We start from the raw sequence: 20,858 nt of genomic DNA on the forward strand, positions 1-20,858 counted from the left end.
AGTTGAGCGAGAGGACAGGTGCGGCTCCCCGCCGGGGCCGTAACCGGCCCGTCATCGGTGTGACCGGCCATACCGATGGCGTACAAAGTCGTACCGCCCGGTTGCCCCTCCCTTTGGCACCCCCCCTAGACTGAACCTCCAGCACAGGTGGCTACACGCTCGAAAGGCGCCCCCGTGTCCATCGGCAACTCCCCTGAAGACGAGCGTCCGTTCGAAGACCCGTCCGAGGAAGCCCCCCTCTCCATCGGCCGCGCCCTGAAGCAGGCCCGCATCACGGCCGGGCTGACCGTCGATGACGTCAGTTCCGCCACCCGGGTCCGCATCGCCATCATCCGTGCCATCGAGTCCGACGACTTCGCCCCCTGCGGCGGGGACGTCTACGCCCGCGGGCACATCCGGACCCTGGCCAGGGCCGTCCGTCTCGACCCCGCCCCGCTGATGGAGCGGTTCGACGACACCCACGGCGGCCGGCCGGCGCCGACCCCGGCCGCGCCCCTCTTCGAGGCGGAACGTATCCGCCCCGAGCGGCGCGGGCCGAACTGGACCGCGGCCATGGTCGCCGCGATCGTCGCCGTGGTCGGCTTCGTCGGCTTCACCGCCTTCACGGGCGGCGACGACGACGGGTCGAAGGAACAGGTCGCCGAGGGCACCACCCCCGCGACCGGCAAGACCGCCTCACCCACGACGAAGACCGACAAGCCAGTCGACGAGAAGCCGGAACCCTCCGACAGCGCCATCGCCGCGGCTCCCCAGGACAAGGTGACCGTCCAGGTCAGCGCCACCGACGGCCGCAGCTGGGTCGCCGCCAAGGACCACAACGGCCGGCTGCTCTTCGACGGACTGCTCAAGCAGGGCGACTCCAAGACCTTCCAGGACAGCGAGAAGATCAACCTCGTCCTCGGCGACGCCGGTGCGATCGATCTCTACGTCAACGGCAAGAAGCTCGACGACGATTTCCGGCCCGGCGCCGTGGAGCGGCTGACGTACACGAAGGGCGACCCTCAGGTCGGTTAGCCCAGGCGTGCCTTCGGGTGTACGGGGTTGGCGAAGATCGCCAACCCCGTCGACGTTCGGTGTTGGTGGGACAAAGTAGTCTTGAGCCCATGCCTGAACGCCGTACCGTCGCACTCGTCACCCTTGGCTGCGCCCGTAACGAGGTGGACTCGGAGGAGCTCGCAGGCCGTTTGGAGGCGGACGGCTGGCAGCTCGTGGAGGACGCCGAGGACGCGGATGTCGCCGTCGTCAACACCTGCGGCTTCGTCGACGCCGCCAAGAAGGACTCCGTGGACGCCCTGCTGGAGGCCAACGACCTCAAGGGCCATGGCAGAACCCAGGCCGTCGTGGCGGTGGGCTGCATGGCCGAGCGGTACGGCAAGGAACTTGCCGAGGCCCTGCCCGAGGCCGACGGTGTGCTCGGCTTCGACGACTACTCCGACATCTCCGACCGCCTCCAGACCATCCTGAACGGCGGCATCCACGCCTCCCACACCCCGCGCGACCGGCGCAAGCTGCTGCCGATCAGCCCGGCCGAGCGGCAGGAGTCGGCCGCGACGGTGGCCCTGCCCGGGCACGGTCCGAACGATCTTCCCGAGGGTGTCGCCCCGGCCTCCGGCCCCCGCGCGCCCCTGCGCCGCCGGCTCGACGGCGCCCCGGTCGCCTCGGTCAAGCTCGCCTCCGGCTGCGACCGGCGCTGCACCTTCTGCGCCATCCCGTCCTTCCGCGGCTCCTTCATCTCGCGTCGGCCGAGCGATGTGCTGAACGAGACGCGCTGGCTGGCCGAGCAGGGCGTCAAGGAGATCATGCTGGTCTCCGAGAACAACACCTCCTACGGCAAGGACCTCGGCGACATCCGGCTGCTCGAGTCGCTGCTGCCCGAGCTCGCGGACGTCGACGGCCTCGAGCGGGTGCGTGTCAGCTACCTCCAGCCGGCCGAGATGCGGCCCGGCCTGATCGACGTGCTGACCTCGACGCCGAAGATCGCCCCCTACTTCGACCTGTCCTTCCAGCACTCGGCGCCCGGCGTGCTCCGCGCGATGCGCCGCTTCGGCGACACCGACCGCTTCCTGGAACTGCTCGACACCATCCGGAGCAAGGCGCCCCAGGCGGGTGTGCGCTCCAACTTCATCGTGGGCTTCCCCGGCGAGTCCGAGGCCGACCTGGCCGAGCTGGAGCGCTTCCTGAACGGCGCGCGCCTCGACGCGATCGGCGTCTTCGGCTACTCCGACGAGGAGGGCACCGAGGCCGCGACGTACGACGACAAGCTCGACGTGGACGTCGTGGCCGAGCGGCTGGCCCGGGTCTCCCGGCTCGCCGAGGAGCTCGTCTCGCAGCGGGCCGAGGAGCGGGTCGGCGAGACCGTGCACGTACTGGTCGAGTCGGTGGACGAGGAGGGCGTGTTCGGCCGTGGGGAGCACCAGGCTCCGGAGACGGACGGCCAGGTGCTGCTCACATCGGGCGAAAACTTGAGCGTCGGTCGTATGGTCGAGGCGAAGGTGGTCGGTACGGAAGGTGTCGACCTGGTGGCCGAGCCCCTGCCGGGCTCGATCGGGTGTAGTGAGGAGGCGGGCAGATGACGGGTGTTCCGGCATCGGCCGCGGGCGGCTCCTCGCAGGCTTCACCGGCTTCGCAGACCTCACCGGGCTCGACCCCGCCGGCTTCGCAGACCTCACCGGTTTCGCAGGCCTCACCGGGTTCCCAGGCTGCGCAGGCCGCGGCGCAGGCGGCGGGCGCCGTGGCGGCTCCCGTGACCGTCTCCGCCACTGCCGACCCGGTCGCGAGTGCCGACCCGGAGGGTGCCGCGAGGCCGCCCCGGGGCGCGAAGCTGGCGGCCGCCGCCGTCAACCAGGCGAGCGTCTGGAACATCGCCAATCTGCTGACCATGCTGCGGCTGATCCTGGTGCCCGGCTTCGTCGCGCTGATGCTGGCCGACGGCGGCTACGACCCGGCGTGGCGGGCGTTCGCCTGGGCGGCCTTCGCGATCGCCATGATCACCGACCTGTTCGACGGGCACCTGGCGCGGACGTACGACCTCGTCACCGACTTCGGGAAGATCGCCGACCCCATCGCCGACAAGGCGATCATGGGAGCGGCGCTGATCTGCCTCTCCTCGCTCGGCGACCTGCCGTGGTGGGTGACGATCGTGATCCTCGGCCGGGAACTCGGGATCACCCTGCTTCGTTTCGTGGTCATCCGGTACGGCGTCATCCCGGCGAGCCGGGGCGGCAAGCTGAAGACGCTCGTCCAGGGCGTGGCGGTCGGGATGTACGTCCTGGCGCTGACGGGGTGGCTGGCCACCCTGAGGTGGTGGGTGATGGCCGCGGCGGTCGTCCTGACCGTGGTGACCGGGCTCGACTACGTGCGGCAGGCCGTGGTGCTGCGCCGGCAGGGAATCGCCGAGCGCAAGGCCGCGTCGGAGGAGACGCAGGCGTGAATTCCCCGGCCACCGACGTGGTGCGACTACTCACGGTGAAGGAAGAGACGCTCGCCGTGGCCGAGTCGCTGACCGGTGGCCTGGTCGCGGCGGAGATCACCGCGGTCCCCGGTGCGTCCAAGGTGTTCCGCGGTTCCGTGACCGCCTACGCCACCGACCTCAAGCACGGACTGCTCGCGGTCGACGCGGACCTGCTGGCCGCGCGCGGAGCCGTGGACGCGCAGGTCGCGGCCCAGATGGCCGCCGGAGTGCGGAAGGCGCTCGGGGCCGACTGGGGCATCGCGACCACGGGCGTCGCCGGCCCCGACCCCCAGGACGGACAGCCGGTGGGGACGGTTTTCGTGGCGGTGGACGGCCCGTCCGGGTCGTATTCCGGTTGCGCCGGCGGCGGAAAAGTGGAGGCCCTGAGGTTGAACGGCGACCGGGCGGAAATTCGTAGAGAGAGTGTACGGAGCGTACTCGCACTGCTCCTGACAGAGCTTGCGGGCGAACACACCGGGAATGAGCGGGCACAGGATACGGAACAGAACGGGGGGTTTTGATGTTTGCAGCCCTGAGTGAACACGACATCGCTCCCCGCACGGCCGCAGCGCAAGGCGGTACGGTGGGGCGTGAAGGATGCGGCTACGCGGTCCGAGGAGGGAGCCACCGATGATTCTGCTCCGTCGCCTGCTGGGTGACGTGCTGCGTCGGCAGCGCCAGCGCCAGGGCCGTACTCTGCGCGAAGTCTCCTCGTCCGCCCGAGTCTCACTCGGCTATCTCTCCGAGGTGGAGCGGGGGCAGAAGGAGGCATCCTCCGAGCTGCTCTCCGCCATCTGCGACGCGCTGGACGTACGGATGTCCGAGCTCATGCGGGAAGTGAGCGACGAGCTCGCTCTCGCCGAGCTGGCTCAGTCTGCTGCCGCCACCCCCAGGGAGCCTGTACCGACGTCGGTTCGTCCGATGCTGGGTTCCGTATCGGTGACCGGTGTGCCTCCGGAGCGGGTGACCATCAAGGCACCCGCCGAGGCGGTGGACGTGGTCGCCGCGTGACATTCACGCGCGCGGGCGTGTGACGCGTGAGCGTGTGACGCGACGCAGGCACGTATGTAGGCATGTGTGAGGCCCCGGCCAGGGCCTCTCCGGGAAATCCGGAGAGGGCGCGGCCGGGGTTTCTCGCGTCTGTCGTCCGTTTGCCGGTGCGAGGTGCCGCGGTCATCGTGGAGGGGCACTACGGGGGCCAACCACCGGAGGTACGGATGAACGTCGTGAAAAGTCCCCTGTCCGACGCCGACCTGAAGACCGTGGCGGAGGCGTTGCAGGGCGCGCTCGTCGACCTGGTCGACCTGTCGCTCGTCGCCAAACAGGTCCACTGGAACGTCGTCGGGCCCCGGTTCCGGTCCGTCCACCTCCAACTCGACGAGGTCGTGGACGTGGCCCGCACCCACTCCGACACCGTGGCGGAGCGTGCCTCGGCGCTGGGCGTCTCGCCGGACGGACGTGCGGCGACGGTGGCGGCCGGCAGCGGGATCGGCGCGACGCCGGGGGGCTGGGTCAAGGACTCCGACGCGGTGAGCACGCTCGTCGCCGCTCTGGGCGCGGTGATCACCCGGATGCGGGAACGGGTGGCGGCCACGGGTGACGCGGATCCTGTGAGCCAGGACATCTTCATCGGGATCACCGGCGATCTTGAGAAGCATCACTGGATGTTCCAGGCGGAGAGCGCGTGAGGCGGGAGGGACGAGGGCGGCGGATCGGCTCGGCCGATGCGCCGTTGTGCCGCCCGTGCGCCCTGCCGGGCGTGGGGGCGGGCGTCTAGCGTCCTCTGCGGAGGTACGGGGGGTTACTGGGTGTCGTGGTGAGGCTCGGGCTGGAGGTGTGACGGCCATGGTGGGGCGAATAGCGGGGCGAGGAGCCGGGCTGGGGCTCGGTCTGGGGCTGGGCGCGGCGTGGTGGTGGGCCGTGCTGAGGCTCGCCGTGGCGCCCGACGCGGGGGCGCTGGAGGGGGCGGTCGCAGCCGGAGGATGGGGGCTGAGCCTGCTGCCGGTGCACTGCGTGGCCAAGGCGCGTGCGGTGGGGGCGGTCGGGGAGGGGCGATGGAAAGGTGCGTGGCGGGGGATCGCGGGGGGTGGGAGAGCCGACGGCGCGGGCGGCGGGGACGGTCGGGGCGCGGGGGACGGCGGTGGGGCGGGCGCCGATGGAGCTGTGGGGCGGCCGTCGGGCTAGGCGTCTGCGGAGGGGGCCGGTGCCGGGGGGCGGGGCCGGGTCCGGGGGCGGGTGGTCTGTCCCGGGTGGGTTGCGCAGGCGGCTGGGGGCTCGGGCGGCTGGAGGCTCGGGCCGAGGAGGGCCGGGCGCCAGGGAGAGGGCTTCGTGGGGGTGGGGTCTGGGAGGAGGCCGAGGCCGCCTAGGGAGGGGATGGGCCGTGCGGACGGTGTCCGGTTCAGTGCGGAGGCCGCTGGTCGTGCGGCTGAGCCGGGTGCGGCCGGGAGGACGCCGGGGGTGGATCGGGGCGAGGGGGGAGTGGAGGCTGGCGCGGCGATGGGGTTCGGGGGTGCGTGGGGTGGGGGCGCGGTGGGTCTGGGACGGGGCGGGTGGAGGCGCGGCGGAGTGGGTCTGGGCGGGAGTGGGGTGGAGGCGCGGTGGGTCTGGGAAGGGGCGGGTGGAGCGCGGTGGGGCGGGGAGAGGTGGGGGCGACACGGTTGCCGAGGGGGTCGGCACGGTGTTCGGAGGTGGTGGTTACCAGGGCATGGCCACGCCGCCGTTCGGGCGGAGGATCTGGCCCGTTGTGAACGCCGACGCGTCCGAGGCCAGGTGGAGCACGGCGTGGGCGATGTCCTCGGGTTCGCCGACCCGGCCCAGCGGCGACATACGGGCCATGAGCGCCTCGGTGTGCGCCTGTGCGCCGGCGTCGTGGCGGTCGGTCATGGGGGTGCGGATCCAGCCCGGGGCGACGGCGTTGACGCGGATGCCGTGCCGGCCGACCTCCGTCGCCAGAGTCTTCGTCAACTGGACCACGGCCGCTTTGGCGACGCCGTAGCAGAGCAGGCCGGCGCCGCCGGTGTCCACGGCGCCCGAGGCCATGGTGACGATGCTGCCGCCGGTGCCGCGGGCCAGCATCAGGCGGGCCGCCTCCTGGCAGGCGTACAGCACGCCCTTGAAGTTGACGGCCAGGACCCGGTCGAGATCCTCGTCCCGGGTCTCCAGGACCGGACTGCTGTGCATGATCCCGGCGACGGCGGCCATGACGTCCAGCCGCTCGCAGGACTCGACGGCCTGCCGGACCTGGGCGCGGTCGGTGACGTCGAGAGGGTGGGTGCGGGCCGTGCCGCCCCGGTCCTTGATCAGCGTCGCCGTCTCGTGCAGGCCCTGCTCGTCGCGGTCCGCGCCGTGGACGGTGGCGCCCGCCTCGGCGAGCAGCACGGCGCAGGCGCGGCCGATTCCGCTCGCGGCGCCGGTGACGAATGCGGTGCGTCCGGTGAGGTCGTACGCCTTGACGGCCATGAAAGGACGGTACGAGTGTTTCTGACGGTCCGTCAATTGTGGCTGGCCTGTTCGGGTGCTGGAGGGGCTGGACGGGCCGGACGGGGCGGGGCCGCAACGGGGTTTCGGAGAGCGGTCGTTGTGGAGGTCAGCGGGGGGTGCGGGGGCGGAGGCGACGCGTCGGCGGGGAGCCCGGTGCCGGGACGGGGCCGATCTGGCAGGCCGGGCACCAGTAGGTCGGGCGCTCGCGGGAGCCGTCGCCCTGGTCGGCGACCCGGACCTGTGTTCCGCAGCGCAGGCAGGGGCGGGGTGCGCGGCCGTAGACGAACAGGTTCTGGCCGCGGCGGCCCGTCGTGTTGCGGACCGGACGGTCGCGGTTGGCCTCCAGGAGCTTCTTCGCGAGGGCGGGCAGCTTCGCGGCACGGTCGGCGGGGAGCGAGCCGACGGGGAGCCACGGGGTGACGCCGAGGAGGAAGCAGAGCTCGCTCTTGTACACGTTGCCGATGCCGGCCAGGTTGCGCTGGTCGAGCAGGGCCTCGCCGAGGGAACGGGCGGGGTCCGTCAGGAGGTTGGCGAGGGCTCGCTCGGGGTTCCAGTCGGGGCCCAGCAGGTCGGGGCCGAGGTGGCCGACGGCTCGTGACTCGTCGGCGGTGCGCAACAGTTCGAGGACGGGGAGGCGGTAACCGACGGCGGTGCGGTCGTGGGTGCCGAGGATCGCCCGGATCTGGTGCGCCGGGCCGCCGGTCCAGCGCTGGTCGTTCGTGAACACCTTCCAGGAGCCGTCCATCCGCAGGTGCGAGTGGAGCGTCAGGTCGCCTTCGACGCGGGTGAGGAGATGTTTGCCGCGAGCCGTGACGTCCAGGACGGTGCGTCCGGTGAGGTCGGCGGTGGCGTACTTGGGCACCCGGAGATCCGAGCGGGTCAGTACCTTGCCCGCGAGGGCGTCGTGCAGTCGCCTCGTGGCCTGCCAGACCGTGTCACCTTCGGGCATGGGTCAAGGGTGACATGCGAGTCGCTCCGGACGGAGTACGGCGGTCACGCGCGCAGACGCAGACCGCGAGGGGTCGCGATGAAGCCCGCTCCTTCCAGAAGGGTGCCGATGGGGGAGGTGAGGGCCGAGGCGCCGTTGACGCGCTCCACCGTGACCGTGCCGAGGGAGCCCGCGCGAGCGGCCTGCGCGAGAGCCTCCGCGGCGTTGTGCAGGCGTGGGTCGTCGGTGGGGGTGCCCTCGCCGTCCGGGGTGGAGGGCCAGGCCAGCAGGGTCTTGCCGCCGCGCTCCATGTAGAGCGTCAGTTCGCCGTCCACGAGCACCACCAGGGAGCCGGCCTTGCGGCCCGGCTTGTGCCCGGCGCCGCTCGGTGGCTCGGGCCAGCCCAGGGCGGCGCCGTACGCGTTCGCCGGGTCGGCGGCGGCGAGGACGACGGCACGGGAGACGCCGGATGTGGTGCCGTAGCGGTTGCGGTTCTGGGCGCGCCGGGGGTTGTGGTCGTCGGGGAAGCCCGAGCCGGTCGGGAAGCCCGAGCCGTTCGGACCGCCAGATCTGTCCGGGAAGCCGTTGCCTGCGCGGGGGCCGCCGGCGCCCGGGGAGGCGAGATCGCGGGGCGAGACGTACTCGTCCGGCGAGGTGGGGACTGCCGGGGCGCCGAAGACGGAGGGCGGGCCGGCGTCGAGGCCCGGGACGTCCCAGGCGTCGTCGGACGGGGAGCCGTCGGGGAAGGCGAAGCCGTCCGAGGAACCCGTCGCCGAGTTCGGGCCGGGCAGCTGCTCGCCGCGGTCGCGTGCGTTGGCCACCGCGCGGAGTCGGTCCACGGCGCCGTCCATGGCGAACTGCGCCGCGCCGAGGCCTTCGACGACGTACCCGCGACGGGCCTGCCCGCTCTCCTCGAAGACGGACAGAATGCGGTACGTCGCCGAGAAGCCGCCTTCGACGCCCTCGGCCGCCACCGCGCCCCGCGTCACCACGCCGTGCCGGTCGAGGAGCGTGCGGGCGAGGGCATGGGCGCGGACCGTGGGGTCGGGCTCGTGGGCCGGCAGCAGGGACCAGCGTCCGGCGACGGTCGGGGGGCCGCTGCGGGAAGCGGGGCGGGCCGCGGCCGTCAGCGAGCCGTAGCGGCCGCGCGGGACGCTGCGCTTGGCGCGGTGGGCCGTGGAGCCGGCCGTGCGCCCCGAGCCCAGCAGGGCGCGCAGGGGGGTGAGCGTGTCGTTGGTGAGCCGGCCGGACCAGGCCAGGTCCCAGACGGTGTCGGCGAGCTGCGGGTCGGTGGCGTCGGGGTGGGTGGTGGCGCGGACCTGGTCGGCGATCTGGCGGAAGAACAGGCCGTAACCCCCGGAGAGGGCGTCGAGGACCGACTGGTGCAGTGCCGTCAGCTCCAGGGGATGGGGCGGTGACAGGAGCAGGGGCGCCGCGTCCGCCACGTAGAGGGAGATCCAGCCGTCCTTGCCGGGGAGGGCGCCCGCTCCGGCCCAGACCACCTCTCCGGCCGCGGTGAGTTCGTCGAGCATCGCCGGGGCGTAGTCCCGCACACGGGAGGACAGGACGAGCTTCTCCAGGGCCGAGGCGGGCACCGACGCGCCCTGGAGCTGTTCGACGGCGCGCACCAGTCCGTCGGTTCCGCGCAGGGAGTGGCCCTTGCCGATGTGCTGCCACTGAGGCAGGAACTGGGCCAGAGCGGGCGGCGGGACCGGCTCCAGCTCGTGCCGCAGGGCGGCCAGGGAGCGGCGGCGCAGCCTGCGCAGGACCGTCGCGTCGCACCACTCCTGGCCGATGCCGGCCGGGTGGAACTCGCCCTGGACGACGCGTCCGCCCGCCGCGAGCCGCTGGAGGGCGCCCTCGGTCACCGCCACGCCGAGGCCGAAGCGGGCGGCCGCTCCTGCCGAGGTGAACGGGCCGTGGGTGCGTGCGTAGCGCGCGAGGAGGTCGCCGAGCGGGTCCTTGACCGGTTCCGTGAAGGCTTCCGGCACACCTACCGGGAGCGCGGTGCCGAGCGCGTCCCGCAGCCGGCCCGCGTCCTCGATCGCGGCCCAGTGGTCGGCGCCGGCGATGCGGACCCGGATGGCACGGCGGGCGGCGGCCAGTTCCTGCGCCCAGTGGGGTTCGGCGCCGCGCTCGGCGAGTTCGGCGTCGGTGAGCGGGCCGAGGAGGCGCAGGATGTCCGCGATGCCTTCGGTGTCCTTCACCCGGCGGTCCTCGGTGAGCCACTGGAGTTCCCGCTCCAGTTCCGTGAGGACCTCGGCGTCGAGCAGCTCGCGCAGTTCCGCCTGGCCGAGCAGCTCGGCGAGCAGGCGTGAGTCCAGGGAGAGGGCGGCCGCGCGGCGCTCGGCGAGCGGGGAGTCCCCTTCGTAGAGGAACTGGGCGACGTAGCCGAAGAGGAGGGAGCGGGCGAAGGGCGACGGCTCCGGGGTGGTGACCTCGACCAGGCGTACCTTGCGGGCCTCCAGGTCGCCCATCAGCTCCACGAGGCCGGGAACGTCGAAGACGTCCTGAAGGCACTCGCGGACCGCTTCCAGGACGATCGGGAACGAGCCGTACTCGCTCGCCACCTGAAGCAGTTGGGCGGCGCGCTGGCGCTGCTGCCACAGCGGGGTGCGCTTGCCGGGGCTGCGGCGCGGCAACAGCAGCGCGCGGGCGGCGCACTCGCGGAAGCGGGCCGCGAACAGGGCCGAGCCGCCGACCTGGTCGGTGACGATCTGGTCGACCTCGCCCTTGTCGAAGACGACGTCCGCCGCGCCGACCGGTGCCTGCTCGGCGTCGTACTCCGTGCCGGCCCTCGTCGGCTCCTGGTCGAGCAGGTCCAGGCTCATGAGGTCGGCGTCGGGCAGCCGCAGGACGATGCCGTCGTCGGCGTGCATGACCTGGGCGTCCATGCCGTAGCGCTCGGAGAGCTTGGCGCCCAGCGCGAGGGCCCAGGGGGCGTGGACCTGGGCGCCGAAGGGGGAGTGGACGACGACCCGCCAGTCGCCCAGTTCGTCCCGGAAGCGCTCCACGACGATCGTGCGGTCGTCAGGGACATGCCCGCAGGCCTGGCGCTGCTCGTCCAGGTAGGAGAGCACGTTGTCGGCCGCCCAGGCGTCCAGCCCCGCGGTGAGCAGCCGGAGCCGGGCGTCCTCCTTGGACAGCGAACCGACCTCGCGCAGGAACGCGCCCACCGCGCGGCCGAGCTCCAGCGGGCGACCCAGCTGGTCGCCCTTCCAGAACGGCAGACGGCCCGGGACTCCGGGGGCCGGGGAGACCAGGACGCGGTCGCGGGTGATGTCCTCGATGCGCCAGGAGCTGGTGCCGAGCGTGAAGACGTCGCCCACGCGCGACTCGTACACCATCTCCTCGTCGAGCTCGCCGACCCGGCCGCCGCCCTTCTTGGGGTCGGCGCCCGCCAGGAAGACGCCGAACAGGCCACGGTCGGGGATCGTGCCCCCGGAGGTGACGGCGAGACGCTGGGCACCGGGACGGCCGGTGATCGTGCCGGCCACGCGGTCCCACACGACGCGCGGGCGCAGCTCGGCGAACGCGTCGGACGGGTAGCGGCCGGCCAGCATGTCCAGGACCGCCGTGAACGCGGACTCCGGGAGTGACGCGAACGGGGCGGCACGGCGGACCGTGGTCAGCAGGTCGTCGACCTGCCAGGTGTCGAGCGCGGTCATGGCGACGAGTTGCTGCGCCAGGACGTCCAAGGGGTTGGCGGGGACCCTCAGGGACTCGATCGAGCCCGTGCGCATCCGCTCGGTGACCACCGCGGCCTGGACGAGGTCACCGCGGTACTTCGGGAAGACCACACCGGTGGACACCGCGCCCACCTGGTGTCCCGCGCGGCCGACGCGCTGGAGGCCCGAGGCCACCGAAGGCGGGGACTCGACCTGGACGACGAGATCCACCGCGCCCATGTCGATGCCGAGCTCGAGGCTGGAGGTCGCCACGACGGCCGGCAGCCGGCCCGCCTTGAGGTCCTCCTCCACGAGCGCGCGCTGTTCCTTCGAGACCGAGCCGTGGTGGGCGCGCGCGATGACGGGCGGTGCGCCCTGGGCCGCGCCCGAGCCGCCCATGAGCTCAGCGGGGGAGTGGTGCTCGTCCAGCGGCTCGCCGGTGGCCCGCTCGTAGGCGATCTCGTTGAGCCGGTTGCACAGGCGCTCGGCGAGCCGGCGGGAGTTGGCGAACACGATCGTGGAGCGGTGGGACTGGACGAGGTCGGCGATCCGCTCCTCGACATGCGGCCAGATCGACGGGCGCTCCGCCCCTTCGGAGCCTTCGGCGACCGGGGAGCCGCCCAGCTCGCCCAGGTCCTCCACCGGGACGACGACCGAGAGGTCGAACTCCTTGCCGGACTTCGGCTGGACGATCTCCACCTTGCGGTGCGGGGAGAGGTAGCGCGCCACCTCGTCCACCGGCCGGACCGTGGCCGACAGGCCGATGCGGCGGGCCGGCTTCGGCAGCAGTTCGTCCAGCCGCTCCAGGGAGAGCGCCAGGTGCGCGCCGCGCTTGGTGCCCGCCACGGCGTGCACCTCGTCCAGGATCACCGTCTCGATGCCCGTCAGCGCGTCGCGCGTGGCCGACGTCAGCATCAGGAACAGCGATTCGGGGGTCGTGATCAGGATGTCCGGGGGGCGGGTGGCCAGCGCGCGGCGCTCGGCGGGCGGGGTGTCGCCGGAGCGGATGCCGACCTTGACCTCCGGCTCGGGCAGGCCGAGACGTACGGACTCCTGGCGGATGCCCGTCAGGGGGCTGCGCAGATTGCGCTCCACGTCGACCGCGAGGGCCTTGAGGGGGGAGACGTAGAGGACTCGGCAGCGTTTCTTCGGGTCGGCGGGAGGGGGTGTCGAGGCGAGCTGGTCCAGGGCGGCCAGGAAGGCGGCCAGGGTCTTCCCGGAACCGGTCGGGGCCACCACCAGCACGTCCGAGCCCTCGCCGATGGCCTGCCACGCGCCTGCCTGGGCCGCGGTGGGCGCGGAGAACGCCCCCGTGAACCAGCCGCGGGTCGCGGGGGTGAAGCCGTCGAGGGCTCGGTGTGCGGAGCTGACCATGCGTCCATCCTGCACCCGGCCACTGACAATTCCTCTGACCTGCGCGGATACGGCGTCTCTCGCGCCCGGGCTGCTGACGTTCGCCGTGGAGCGGGGGCCGCGGGCGGGCGGCGTCGTGGTGGCCCGGGACGTGGTGACTCGGAGGCGCTGTGGCCCGGGGCGTGGTGATCCGGAGGCGCTGTGGCGCCGTTGTCCGGCGGCGCGTCGCGGAGAATGGACAGGTGGTGCATTCGGGTTCTGGATCGGGTGAGCTGGCGCGGCACTGGCGGTACGCGGAGCTGCCCGGTGTCGATCTGCTGCGGGCCCGGTATGTCCGCAAGACGTTCGTGAGGCACACCCACGAGCACTTCGTGATCGCCGCCATCGCCGAGGGGGCGGAGGTCTTTCACCACCGTGGGGCCGATCAGTACGCGGGGGCGGGGGCTCTCGCACTGGTCAACCCGGACACACCGCACACCGGGCGGGCCGGGGTGCCGGAGGGCTGGCGGTACGGGGCCGTGTATCCGTCGCCCGACGTGGTGGCCGAGATCGCGGCCGAGACCACGACCCTTCGGGGTACCCCGGGATTCGTCCGTCCCGTGCTGGACGACGCGTACGCCGTCGGGCTGGTGCATCAGGTGCTCCGAGCCGCTGAGGAGGGCAACGCGCTGGCCGCCGACACGCTGCTGCGGGTGGCGGTGACGCGGCTGCTGCGGCTCAACGGCGGACCGCTGCCCCAGCGGGAGGTGCGGTCGGCCGGGGCACGCGTCGCCGTACGCGCGCGTGGGGTGCTGGAGGAGCGGCTGGCCGATCCGCCGACGCTGGAGGAACTGGCCGCGGACCTGGGGACCAGCTCGTTCGCGCTGCTGCGGGCCTTTCGGGACGTGTACGGGCTGCCGCCCCATGCCTGGCTGACCGATGCCCGTGTGCGGCGGGCACGGCGGCTGCTGGACGCGGGGACCCCACCCGCGGAGGCGGCCGTCGCGGTGGGGTTCACCGACCAGCCGCACCTCAACCGTCACTTCGCCCGGATCGTCGGGGTCCCTCCGGGGGCGTACCAGCGCGAGCGCAAGAACGTACAAGACCCACCCGGAGGACTGCTCGTACCGTCGTGGTCGTGGCAGAACAGACAGCTCTCACGGACATACGCGCCGACGGCGGAGGACGGCCCGACGCCGCCGTCGTACGGGACGCCCTCGGGGTCGGGATCGCCGTAGGACTCTCCGGGTTCGCCTTCGGGGTGACCTCGGCGGGCAGCGGACTCTCGGTGTGGCAGACCTGCGCGCTCAGTCTCCTCGTCTTCACGGGGGCGTCCCAGTTCGCGCTCGTCGGGGCGCTGGCGGCGGGCGGCAATCCCCTGACGGCGGCCGCGGGCGCCTTCTTCCTGGGTGTGCGCAACGCCTTCTACGGCCTGCGTCTGTCGCAGTCGCTGGCGCTCCCGCGCGCGGTGCGCCCGTTCGCCGCCCAATGGGTGATCGACGAGACGGCGGCGGTCTCCCTCGCCCAGCCCGGACGCCGTGCCGCGCGCATCGGCTTCGGCGTCACCGGGCTGACTCTCTACGTGCTGTGGAACCTCACCACGCTCCTGGGCGCCCTGGGCGCCGAGGCCATCGGGGACACGGACGCGTGGGGGCTCGACGCGGCCGGGCCCGCCGTCTTCCTCGCGCTGCTCGCGCCGATGCTGAAGACCACCGCCGAGCGGGCCGTCGCCGGGCTCGCGGTGCTCCTGGGGCTGGGCCTGCTGCCCGTGCTGCCCGCCGGAGTGCCCGTGCTGGCGGCCGCGCTCGCCGCACCGGTCGTCCTGTACCTCGAGGGCCGGCGCCGGGCCGGCGGGGCCGGCCGGGTCGACACGGGGGAGGAGGAGCGGTGAACACCTGGATCGCGATCGGCGCGACCGCTCTCGGCTGTTACGCCGTCAAGCTCGCCGGACTGCTCGTCCCCGCCGGTCTGCTCGAACGGCCCCTCGTCAGGCGGTTCGCCGCCCTGCTCCCCGTGGCCCTGCTCGCCGCCCTCACCGCCCAGCAGACCTTCGCGGACGGGCAGGCGCTCGTGCTGGACGCGAGGGCCGCGGGGCTCACCGCGGCCGTCGTCGCCCTCGTGCTGCGGGCTCCCTTCCTGCTGGTCGTCGCGGCCGCCGTGGTGGTGACGGCGGGGGTGCGGGCCCTGGGCGGGTGAGAGACAGGGCAAGGAGGGCCGGTCCGGGCGATGGGCGGCGCCGGCGGCACGGGCGGGGTCAGCCGATGGCGCGGCCGTAGGCCCTGAGGGTGCGCAGGGCCTCGATCGTGACGATGGGGCGGGCCTCCAGTGCGGTGCCGGGTGCCCAGCGGCGCCACCGGACGGGCCAGCCGCCGTCCTGCTGCTGATCGCCTGCGAGGTGGTCCAGGGAGCGTGCCATCTCGTCGTCGGTGAACCACGCCCGCGCGAGGGAGTGCGGGGTACGCGCGAAGTCGTACGGGAAGTGGTGCTCGCCGGGGGCGTAGCCGGGTGCGACCGGATACGCGTCCAGGTCGTCCGGGTCCAGCACGGCGAGCCGGTGCGCGCGCACCAGGCGGCCCAGACGGTCGGCGGCCGCCTCCGCGCGCGGGCGGTCGGCGGCGGAGTCGAGGAAGGCCACGGCGGCCTGGATCTCGTACGGGTGGGACCGCTCCAGGGAGTCCACCGCCTGCCAGCAGAAGTCCGTGGCCCTGAACAGCCAGGCGTGCCATACGTCGTTGCGGTGCAGCACACCCACCACCGGCCCGGTGGACAGAAGTTCGCTGGGCGGGTCGTCCACGATCGGAATGAAGGGCGCCGCGGGGTATCCGCGCTGACTGGGATGGATCGCCGGCAGTGCGCCGTCGCCGGTCGAGACCGAGGTCAGATAGCGGCACACCCGTTCCACGCGCCGGCCGCCGAGGCGCCCGACGGAGTCCAGGACGCGCAGCGCCCGCGCGGTGTGCAGGGGCTGGCTCACGGGGCCGCGCAGATCGGGCTCCAGCGCGTGGCCGTATCCGCCGTCCTCGTTGCGGTAGGCGTCGAGGGCGGTCTCGACGGGGTCGGCGGCGCCGTGCAGGAAGTCGTGCGCGAAGAGGCGCTGCTCCAGCACGCGCGCGGTGAGCCAGACGAAGTGCTCGGCGCGGAAGAGCGGGGAGCGCGCCGGGGGCGTCGGGGGGAGTGGGGATGCTCCGGATTCGGCCATGCGTCAGACCGTAGGGCGGAAAGCGGTCTCGGCAGGCGGTCCCGGCGAGGGCCACCCCCGCGCGCGGGATACTGATGTCATGCGGTTGACGGTCTTCTGGCAGCGGATGGACGAGCATTTCGGCGCGGGCTACGCCGAGACGTTCGCGCGCGACCACGTGATGGCGGAACTCGGCGGACGCACGGTGCAGGAGGCGCTGGCGCACGGCTGGGAGGCCAAGGACGTGTGGCGCGTGGTGTGCACGGTGATGAACGTTCCACAGGAGATGCGCTGATCCCACAAGAAGACCACAGGCGGTTCTCCGATTGTCGGTGCCGTAGGCGAGACTTGCTCCGTGGCACCCACTGACGAGACCGGGCAGGTTGCCCGGCACACACCTCCCCTCGGCGCGACGCCGCCCACCGGACCGCCTCCGGCCGACGGCGACGCCGGGCAGGGCGCGCGCATGCCGCGCTGGCTTCCGCGCGCCATGGTGCTCGCGCTCGCCCTCATCGGTGTGTTCCAACTGGGTCTGTGGGCCTTCCACCAGCTCATCGGTCTGCTGCTCAACATCCTGATCGCGTTCTTCCTGGCCCTCGCCATAGAGCCGGCGGTGAGCCGGATGGCGGCCCGCGGGATGCGCAGAGGGCTGGCCACCTTCCTGGTCTCCTTCGGCCTGCTGATCGTGGTCGCCGGCTTCTTCACGCTGCTGGGCTCGATGCTCGCGGGTCAGATCATCAAGATGATCGAGGGCTTTCCGGAGTACCTCGACTCGGTGATCAACTGGGTCAACACCACGTTCCACACCGACCTCAGACGCGTGGACATCCAGGAGGGCCTGCTCCACTCCGAGTGGCTGAAGAAGTACGCCCAGAACAGCGCTGCGGGCGTGCTGGACGTCTCCACACAGGTCCTCGGCGGGCTCTTCCGGCTGCTGACCATCGCCCTGTTCTCGTTCTACTTCGCCGCCGACGGACCGCGCCTGCGCCGCGCGCTGTGCTCCGTCCTGCCGCCCGCCCGGCAGGCCGAGGTGCTGCGGGCGTGGGAGATCGCCGTCGACAAGACCGGCGGCTATCTGTACTCGCGCGGGCTGATGGCGTTGATCTCAGGAGTGGCGCACTACGTGTTGCTCGAGGCGCTCGGCATCCCGTACGCGCCCGTGCTCGCCGTCTGGGTCGGCGTGGTCTCGCAGTTCCTCCCCACCATCGGCACCTATCTCGCGGGCGCCCTGCCCATGCTGATCGCCTTCACGGTCTCGCCCCTGTACGCGCTGTGGGTGCTCATCTTCGTCGTGGTCTACCAGCAGTTCGAGAACTACATGCTTCAGCCCAAGCTGACCTCGAAGACCGTCGACATCCACCCCGCCGTCGCCTTCGGCTCCGTCATCGCGGGCACCGCCCTGCTCGGCGCCGTCGGCGCGCTGATCGCCATCCCGGCGGTCGCGACGCTCCAGGCGTTCCTGGGCGCCTACGTGAAGCGTTACGACGTCACGGACGACCCCCGTGTCCACGGACACCGGGGACGCGGGGAGGGGCCGCTCACGCGCGTGCGGCGGCTGTGGGGGCGGGTGCGGCACCGGCAGGTCGGGGCGCGGGACGAGTCCGGCCGAGGGTGAGCGGCAGTCAGTACCTGAGGACGGCCCACACTCCGGCCGCGGCGACCGCGGCCACGTAGCACCCCACCGCCGCGGCCACGATCCGCCGGCGTACGGCCTCGCTCCAGGGCGTGCGGGACAGCAGCCAGGCCAGGGCGGGCAGCACCAGGACGGCGTGCAGGCTCACCCCGTGCAGTGGCTTCAGCGAGGCCGTCGAGTGGTACGCCGCCTCCTGGTGTCCGGTGCGGGTGAGCACGACACCGCGCGCGATCATCGCCGCCCCCGAGGCGAGCGCGACGAGCAGGATCGCGAAACCGGAGCGCACCGCGAGGGCCATCCCGGCCGGGCCGGTCGGCCGGTGCCGGAAGGACGCCACGGCGAACCGGGCGAGCAGCACCACGAGGACCCCGCCGCCGACCGCCAGCGTCATGGACACGGCCGTGTCGAAGGGCGTCTCCATGTCCAGGTGCGAGGGCACCCCACGCCACGCCTGGAGGGTGATGCCCGCGACCTCCACGACGCAGTCGGCGGCGAACACCCCGAGCAGCACGGCGCGCAGCCGTGGGCCGACACGCACGTAAGAGGTGACCTGGACGACCGCGAGGAGCGTCACCCCGAAGGAGAGCCCGAAGGTCACCGGCTTGCGCCAGGAGACGGGTCCGTTCCAGGGGCCGCCGTCGACGGCGAACACCACGAGGTGGACGAGCCCGGAGAGGATCAGCAGGAGCGCCGTCGCCTCGTAGAGGTGGTATCGGCGGTGTCGGGGGTACCGGAGGTACTGGTGGTACCGGCTGCCCGGGGAGCGTGGGTGCGGGATCGGGTGCCCGGTTTCCGCTCCGCCGCGGGCGTGGCCGGTCTTCTGCTGGTCCATGCACCGAGCGTCCCGGCCACGTCGTACGCCGTCGTCGTCCCGCCGAAGACACCCGCCGTACGCCCGCGGAAGTAGCCGGGGCGTACGGGACGAGAGCGACCAGAGGGACGAGCGAGCCGGATCGGACGGTGTTGTCGGCGCGTGAACGTAGCCTCGGAAGTGCTGCGTGGTGCGCTTGACACAGAAATCGAACATCCGTTCTTATTAGAGCTCCGGTGAGACGCTGGTCGGGTGTTCCGTCCTGGTTTGGACGGATAAGCACCCGAGTTATCCACAGGCCGGACCGGCGTCGGGGCGCATTGTCAGTGGCAGGCGTTAGCGTCTTTGACGTGAAGCGATCGACTCAAGCAAACCGGGTGGAACCCATGGCAGGAACCGACCGCGAGAAGGCACTGGATGCCGCACTCGCACAGATTGAACGGCAGTTCGGCAAGGGCGCCGTGATGCGTCTCGGCGAGCGACCGAACGAGCCCATCGAGGTCATCCCCACCGGGTCGACCGCACTCGACGTCGCCCTCGGGGTCGGCGGGCTGCCGCGTGGCCGCGTGGTGGAGGTGTACGGTCCGGAGTCCTCCGGCAAGACCACGCTGACGCTGCACGCCGTGGCGAACGCGCAGAAGGCCGGCGGACAGGTCGCCTTCGTGGACGCGGAGCACGCCCTCGATCCCGAGTACGCGAAGAAGCTCGGCGTCGACATCGACAACCTGATCCTCTCGCAGCCGGACAACGGCGAGCAGGCCCTCGAGATCGTGGACATGCTGGTCCGTTCCGGCGCCCTCGACCTCATCGTCATCGACTCCGTCGCCGCGCTCGTCCCGCGCGCCGAGATCGAGGGCGAGATGGGTGACAGTCACGTCGGTCTCCAGGCCCGTCTGATGAGCCAGGCGCTGCGGAAGATCACCAGCGCGCTCAACCAGTCCAAGACCACCGCGATCTTCATCAACCAGCTCCGCGAGAAGATCGGCGTGATGTTCGGCTCCCCGGAGACCACGACCGGTGGCCGGGCGCTGAAGTTCTACGCCTCGGTGCGTCTCGACATCCGTCGCATCGAGACCTTGAAGGACGGTACGGACGCGGTCGGCAACCGCACGCGCGTCAAGGTCGTCAAGAACAAGGTCGCGCCGCCCTTCAAGCAGGCCGAGTTCGACATCCTCTACGGGCATGGCATCAGCCGCGAGGGCGGTCTGATCGACATGGGCGTGGAGAACGGCTTCGTCCGCAAGGCCGGCGCCTGGTACACGTACGAGGGCGACCAGCTGGGACAGGGCAAGGAGAACGCCCGTAACTTCCTGAAGGACAACCCCGACCTCGCCAACGAGATCGAGAGGAAGATCAAGGAGAAGCTGGGCGTCGGCGTGCGTCCGGAGGAGCCCGCCGCCGAGCCGGCCGCTGCCACTGCGGCCACCGCAGGCACCGCGGGTACCACGGGCGCGCCCGCGGACGATGCCGCCAAGGCGGCTCCGGCTGCCGCGGCCAAGACGGCCAAGACCAAGGCCGCGGCCGCCAAGAGCTGATCCGTGACGCGACGAACGGACTGGGCCGAGTACGTCTCCCCCGACACTCCCCGGGGGGCGGGAGGCGGGGCCGAGGGCGGCCCCGCCCAGGCCGGCGGCGACCGGCCGGAGAGCGGCTCGCACCATGCTGAGGGGACGGACGGCGACGCCCGGCCCCGTGGCGGCCGGGCGCGGCGCGGCGGCGAAGGAGGTCCACGCGAGAGGCGTGGGCGCCGTCGGCGCGGCTTCGCGGAACCGTCCGCCGAGGACGAAGGCACCTCTTCCTCGTCGAGGGCCGAGCAGGGGGAGCCTTCAGGGGACCCGGCTGAGCGGGCACGGGCGATCTGCCTGCGCCTGCTCACCGGGACCCCGCGCACCCGGAAACAACTCGCCGACGCCCTGCGGAAACGGGAGATCCCGGACGACGTGGCGGAGGAGGTGCTCTCGCGGTTCGAGGAGGTCGGGCTGATCAACGACGGCGCCTTCGCGGACGCCTGGGTGGAGTCCCGGCACCACGGCCGGGGGCTGGCCCGGCGAGCACTCGCCCAGGAGTTGCGGACCAAGGGGGTCGACTCGGAGCTGATCGAAGAGGCTGTCGCCCAGCTCGACTCCGAGCAGGAGGAGGAGACGGCGCGCGAGCTCGTCGCCCGCAAGCTGCGCTCGACCCGCGGGCTCGACCGCGACAAACGGCTGCGCCGCCTCGCCGGCATGCTCGCGCGCAAGGGCTATCCCGAGGGCATGGCCCTGCGGGTGGTCCGCCGGGCACTGGAGGAGGAGGGTCAGGACACGGAGTTCCTGGACGGCGAGGGGTTCTGAACGAGGGGTGCCGAACGAGGCGTTCTCCAGCAGTGGGGTGGGGACAA

At 72.4% G+C, this 20,858-nt stretch carries 18 protein-coding genes; 13 read left to right on the top strand and 5 right to left on the bottom strand.

What is annotated here, in order from left to right; translation table 11 throughout:
* The first annotated feature begins 174 nt into the window (after positions 1 to 174).
* From ABT070_RS33075 to ABT070_RS33100, 6 genes are all read left to right on the top strand, one after another.
* Positions 175 to 1,014 (top strand): helix-turn-helix domain-containing protein, encoded by an 840-nt coding sequence (locus ABT070_RS33075; protein ID WP_351766092.1) that lies wholly within the window; start codon positions 175 to 177, stop codon positions 1,012 to 1,014.
* A gap of 89 nt (positions 1,015 to 1,103) precedes the next feature.
* Positions 1,104 to 2,573 (top strand): 30S ribosomal protein S12 methylthiotransferase RimO, encoded by a 1,470-nt coding sequence (rimO, locus tag ABT070_RS33080; protein ID WP_351766094.1) that lies wholly within the window; start codon positions 1,104 to 1,106, stop codon positions 2,571 to 2,573.
* Positions 2,570 to 3,430, top strand: coding sequence for a CDP-diacylglycerol--glycerol-3-phosphate 3-phosphatidyltransferase (gene pgsA / locus ABT070_RS33085; RefSeq protein ID WP_351766096.1), 861 nt, complete (start codon positions 2,570 to 2,572; stop codon positions 3,428 to 3,430). The genes rimO and pgsA overlap by 4 nt, the downstream gene beginning before the upstream one ends.
* Positions 3,427 to 3,972, top strand: a complete 546-nt coding sequence (locus ABT070_RS33090) for a CinA family protein (protein WP_351766098.1) — start codon at positions 3,427 to 3,429, stop codon at positions 3,970 to 3,972. Before pgsA ends, ABT070_RS33090 begins: the two co-directional genes overlap by 4 nt.
* Positions 3,973 to 4,081: 109 nt before the next feature.
* Positions 4,082 to 4,462, top strand: coding sequence for a helix-turn-helix domain-containing protein (locus ABT070_RS33095; protein ID WP_351766100.1), 381 nt, complete (start codon positions 4,082 to 4,084; stop codon positions 4,460 to 4,462).
* 206 nt (positions 4,463 to 4,668) lie between these two features.
* A complete protein-coding gene (locus ABT070_RS33100; RefSeq protein WP_351766102.1) occupies positions 4,669 to 5,139 on the top strand; it encodes a Dps family protein in 471 nt (156 codons plus the stop codon).
* Between the two features lie 1,006 nt (positions 5,140 to 6,145).
* On the opposite strand, the gene ABT070_RS33110 is transcribed toward ABT070_RS33100, so the two are convergent.
* The 3 genes from ABT070_RS33110 to ABT070_RS33120 form a co-directional block, all read right to left on the bottom strand.
* Positions 6,146 to 6,910, bottom strand: coding sequence for an SDR family NAD(P)-dependent oxidoreductase (locus ABT070_RS33110; protein ID WP_351766105.1), 765 nt, complete (start codon positions 6,908 to 6,910; stop codon positions 6,146 to 6,148).
* Between the two features lie 127 nt (positions 6,911 to 7,037).
* On the bottom strand, positions 7,038 to 7,880 hold the full coding sequence (locus ABT070_RS33115) for an Fpg/Nei family DNA glycosylase (RefSeq protein ID WP_351766106.1): 843 nt from the start codon (positions 7,878 to 7,880) through the stop codon (positions 7,038 to 7,040).
* 44 nt (positions 7,881 to 7,924) lie between these two features.
* A complete protein-coding gene (locus tag ABT070_RS33120; protein WP_351766107.1) occupies positions 7,925 to 12,901 on the bottom strand; it encodes an ATP-dependent helicase in 4,977 nt (1,658 codons plus the stop codon).
* Positions 12,902 to 13,122: 221 nt separating this feature from the next.
* Between ABT070_RS33120 and ABT070_RS33125 the strand changes: the two genes are divergently transcribed.
* From ABT070_RS33125 to ABT070_RS33135, 3 genes are read left to right on the top strand one after another with little or no spacing between them, the layout of a single operon-like run.
* The gene (locus ABT070_RS33125) at positions 13,123 to 14,097 is read left to right on the top strand and encodes an AraC family transcriptional regulator (protein WP_351766108.1); all 975 of its coding nucleotides are present in this window, start codon (positions 13,123 to 13,125) and stop codon (positions 14,095 to 14,097) included.
* Positions 13,998 to 14,750, top strand: coding sequence for an AzlC family ABC transporter permease (locus ABT070_RS33130; protein WP_351766110.1), 753 nt, complete (start codon positions 13,998 to 14,000; stop codon positions 14,748 to 14,750). The genes ABT070_RS33125 and ABT070_RS33130 overlap by 100 nt, the downstream gene beginning before the upstream one ends.
* Positions 14,747 to 15,055 (top strand): AzlD domain-containing protein, encoded by a 309-nt coding sequence (locus ABT070_RS33135; RefSeq protein WP_351766111.1) that lies wholly within the window; start codon positions 14,747 to 14,749, stop codon positions 15,053 to 15,055. The genes ABT070_RS33130 and ABT070_RS33135 overlap by 4 nt, the downstream gene beginning before the upstream one ends.
* Before the next feature lie 58 nt (positions 15,056 to 15,113).
* Here the strand turns inward: ABT070_RS33135 and ABT070_RS33140 are convergent, their stop codons facing one another.
* Entirely contained in the window at positions 15,114 to 16,058 is a 945-nt protein-coding gene (locus ABT070_RS33140; RefSeq protein WP_351766113.1) for a hypothetical protein, read from the bottom strand.
* Positions 16,059 to 16,137: 79 nt separating this feature from the next.
* On the opposite strand from ABT070_RS33140, the gene ABT070_RS33145 reads away from it, so the two are divergent.
* Both ABT070_RS33145 and ABT070_RS33150 read left to right on the top strand, forming a co-directional pair.
* Positions 16,138 to 16,332, top strand: a complete 195-nt coding sequence (locus ABT070_RS33145) for a DUF3046 domain-containing protein (protein WP_351766115.1) — start codon at positions 16,138 to 16,140, stop codon at positions 16,330 to 16,332.
* 60 nt (positions 16,333 to 16,392) lie between these two features.
* Positions 16,393 to 17,652: an AI-2E family transporter gene (locus tag ABT070_RS33150; RefSeq protein ID WP_351766117.1), complete on the top strand. Its 1,260-nt coding sequence runs from the start codon at positions 16,393 to 16,395 to the stop codon at positions 17,650 to 17,652.
* Positions 17,653 to 17,659: 7 nt separating this feature from the next.
* Here ABT070_RS33150 and ABT070_RS33155 read toward each other — a convergent pair whose 3' ends face one another.
* Positions 17,660 to 18,502, bottom strand: coding sequence for a hypothetical protein (locus tag ABT070_RS33155; RefSeq protein ID WP_351766119.1), 843 nt, complete (start codon positions 18,500 to 18,502; stop codon positions 17,660 to 17,662).
* A 365-nt stretch (positions 18,503 to 18,867) separates the two neighbouring features.
* Here ABT070_RS33155 and recA point away from each other — a divergent pair, with 365 nt between their 5' ends.
* Both recA and recX read left to right on the top strand, forming a co-directional pair.
* Positions 18,868 to 20,016 carry a recombinase RecA gene (recA, locus tag ABT070_RS33160; protein WP_351766121.1) on the top strand — a complete coding sequence of 383 codons (1,149 nt, stop codon included), beginning with the start codon at positions 18,868 to 18,870 and terminating at the stop codon, positions 20,014 to 20,016.
* Positions 20,017 to 20,019: 3 nt separating this feature from the next.
* Positions 20,020 to 20,811: a recombination regulator RecX gene (gene recX / locus ABT070_RS33165; RefSeq protein ID WP_351766123.1), complete on the top strand. Its 792-nt coding sequence runs from the start codon at positions 20,020 to 20,022 to the stop codon at positions 20,809 to 20,811.
* The last annotated feature ends 47 nt before the right edge of the window (positions 20,812 to 20,858 follow it).

The sequence above is a fragment of the Streptomyces sp. NPDC002884 genome, from assembly GCF_040295245.1.
In the GTDB taxonomy this organism is placed as follows: Bacteria; Actinomycetota; Actinomycetes; order Streptomycetales; family Streptomycetaceae; genus Streptomyces.